This is a genomic window from Pedobacter sp. 01N416 (assembly GCF_056399685.1).
The window spans coordinates 1-3,503 of the sequence record NZ_JBFTRT010000535.1 but is presented as its reverse complement, the minus strand read 5'-3'; the positions used below and the strand labels follow the sequence as shown (position 1 = coordinate 3,503).

Genomic DNA, 3,503 nt, shown 5'->3' with positions numbered 1-3,503 from the left:
GGTATCATTTTAACCGCAAGCCATAACCCAAAACAATGGAATGCCTTAAAATTACTAAATGCAAGCGGTGAATTTATTAGCGACGCTGATGGAAAAGAAGTCTTAGATTTGGCAGAAAGCGCTGATTTTGATTTTGCTGATGTAGATAAATTGGGTAAAGTAATTAAAAACGATACTTACCTTCAAAAACACATCGATAAAGTTTTAGCATTACCATTAGTTGATGTTGAGGCAATTAAAAAGGCCGATTTTAAAGTCGTAATCGACTGCGTAAATTCAACCGGCGGTATTTTTATCCCTGCTTTATTAAAAGCTTTGGGTGTGAGCAAGGTGGTAGAATTATATTGTACACCAGATGGACATTTTCCACACAATCCTGAACCACTACCAGAAAATTTAACCGAAATATCGAAAGAAGTTCAGAAACAAAATGCCGATTTAGGGATTGTTGTTGATCCGGATGTTGACCGTTTATGTTTTGTGAACGAAGATGGCAGCATGTTCGGCGAAGAATATACTTTGGTTGCTGTTGCCGATTATGTATTGAAAAATACACCAGGAAATACGGTTTCAAACCTTTCATCAACACGTGCATTACGCGATGTGACCGAAAAAGCAGGAGCAGAATACAATGCATCAGCAGTAGGAGAGGTGAATGTAGTGAACAAAATGAAGGCAACAAATGCCATTATTGGTGGCGAAGGGAACGGTGGGATCATTTATCCCGAATCGCACTATGGAAGAGACGCCTTGGTTGGCATTGCCTTATTCTTAACACATTTAGCTAAATTTGGCAAATCGATCTCGGTATTAAGAGCCAGCTATCCACAATACCACATTTCTAAAAACAAAATTACCCTTACGCCAGAAATGGATATCGATAATCTGTTGAAACAGGTAGAAGAAAAGTATAAAAATCAGCCATACAGTACAATTGATGGATTGAAGATAGAATTTGATAAAACTTGGGTACATTTGCGCCGTTCGAACACTGAACCGATTATCAGGATTTACAGTGAAGCAGAAAATGAAACCATTGCCGAAAATTTGGCTAACAAAATTATTTCTGACATTAAAGAAATATTACACCTTTAATCTCTAAAGGATTTCAGGATTAAGCATACCTGTTCAGGGTTTAATGAAACGATTAAACCCTGAACATTTAAAACAAAGACTGCCACTAGCAAGGTATCTTTGCAACACACTAACTTTTAAATATTCGTAGAAATGAAAAGGGTCTATTTAGATAATGCGGCCACAACGCCTTTAGATGCAGCAGTAATTGCAGAAATGACAAATGTAATGGAAAACTATTTTGGTAATCCATCTGCCATTCATGCGCTTGGCCGCGAGGTAAGAACGCTGGTAGAAAAAGCCCGTAAAACCGTTTCTGGTCTGTTAAATGCATCTCCATCCGAAGTGTTTTTTACTTCTGGAGGCACCGAGGCCGATAATACAGCCATCCGTTGTGGTATCGCCGCCTATGGCATAAAACATGCCATAACTTCGAAAATAGAACACCATGCCGTCGAGCATACTTTAAATACGATGCTTAAAAATGGTGAAATCGATAAATTAAGTTTCGTTAATATTGACGAAAAAGGGAATATTGATTATAACCATTTAGAAGAACTGCTTCAAAATAACGAGCGTACTTTTGTTTCGTTAATGCATGCCAATAACGAATTGGGTACACTGACCGATATGGTTAAAGTTGGCGATATCTGCGAGAAATACAATGCCATTTACCATGCCGATACCGTTCAAACCATGGGGCATTACCCGCATAACGTACGCGAGCTTAAAGCACATTTTATTGTTTGCGCAGCGCACAAGCTCCACGGACCTAAAGGTGTTGGCTTTTTATATGTAAACAGTAACATTAAAATTCCACCGATGATTTATGGTGGGGCTCAAGAACGCAACATGCGTGGCGGTACCGAAAATGTATATGGTATTGTGGGCTTAGCTAAGGCTTTAGAAATTGCTTATGCTGAAATGGATCAGCATCAGGCCTATATTCAGGGCTTAAAAGATTACCTGAAAGCACAGTTAATCGCCGAAATCCCGGGTATTGCTTTTAATGGCGAAACCGATGCCGATAAAAGTTTATATACTGTACTGAATGTATCGTTCCCTGAGATGGATATGGCTGATATGTTGTTGTTTAATTTAGACATCAATGGTATCTGTGCTTCTGGTGGCAGTGCTTGCTCTTCTGGTTCAAATATTGGCTCGCATGTGTTAAACGGTATTAATGCCGATCCAAACCGTCCTTCGGTGCGCTTTTCATTTAGCAAATACACTACAAAGGAAGAGTTAGATTATGTAATAGAAAAAGTTAAAATGGTAGTAAAGCAAAATGCTTTGGCTTAAAATATCATTAACCAAATAGGAGAGTCCCGGTGAGAATCGGGACTTTTTTTTGTTGAAAAAAAAATAGCTGATTTTTTTGGAAGGCAAAGGCAGCATTTCATTTTGAGGTTAGTCCTGCTTTCCATTTCAAGTCCTCGCTGCGCTGTGAGCTTTACACTTCAATCAGGTTTACATACAGATGTCGGTGCTGCTATTTAAGGTTACGGCATAACGCAAAAAGAAGAATTAACTTTAAAACAAATCTCTACGCTCTGCAGCCCATAATAGAATTACAAGCTGTGCCACCTAAACCTGATCAGAACGAGCATCCCGATTCTTCATCGGGATAAAGTGGAGAGCAGGACGGTACTTGCCTAAATACCACTGTACCTGATTTCCAAAATAAAAAATCGCGTTTGAAATAGTTACCGCTTATGTCGAAGCAAAAAAACTCTTGCAAAACTCAAAAATAAAACTTATATTTAATTAAGATAAAGGCAATCCACGCCATTTTAATGTTGTTCCAGAACGAAACCTTATCAAATTTCCCGTGGTATAAGGTTAAGCAAATTTTAAATAGCTTTTTTATTCGCGCATTGTGCAGTTAAAAAGGCATTCTGATTAAAATTGTTAACCCTGAAAACTAACCATGTTTTCAACAATCTATATCGTCATGGAAAAGAGCCAAAACAATCAAAATCTAGAGAACGCGAAGCAGGAAGAAAAATTGAATGAAGAAAGGAAACACATTTACAAGTTTATCCTTAATCCATTTTCGTTTGAATCTTCAAACCATTTCAACAAAATCCATAAAAGAAGATTTCATTCTTTCGGCTGCATTCACGAATTGGGAAAACTTCCGGGAGCAATGTTTTAATTGTGAAAGGTAAACACGTTTAATCAATGCCATTGACTTTTCTTAGGAGAGGCATTTGATCGGCTATGTTGTGAGATAAATGTCTTGCTATGCATCAGGTATGGACTAACCTAGTCTTAATGTCTCGCTAAGACTTTAATTTTTTGCCACGGAAACACCGAAGGCACGAAATATATCCCTCGTTTTTGTCATTCTGAGCGAAGTCGAAGAATAATGACTATCATTAACGGGCTAATAAGTTACTCATCAATAAACCCATTCCCAAAACAAC

2 protein-coding genes are annotated in these 3,503 nt (G+C 38.0%); both read left to right on the top strand.

The annotated features are described in order from the left end of the window. A partial coding sequence (locus AC1DND_RS23080; protein WP_477584931.1) for a phosphohexomutase domain-containing protein occupies positions 1-1,095 on the top strand: 1,095 nt, incomplete at its 5' end. Positions 1,096-1,227: 132 nt separating this feature from the next. Next, positions 1,228-2,376, top strand: coding sequence for a cysteine desulfurase family protein (locus tag AC1DND_RS23075; protein ID WP_477584930.1), 1,149 nt, complete (start codon positions 1,228-1,230; stop codon positions 2,374-2,376). Positions 2,377-3,503 lie beyond the last annotated feature (1,127 nt).

Bases quoted from the DNA above. Each gene is read 5' to 3' on its own strand.
- AC1DND_RS23075 (WP_477584930.1), top strand. From the start codon at position 1,228: ATGAAAAGGGTCTATTTAGATAATGCGGCCACAACGCCTTTAGATGCA.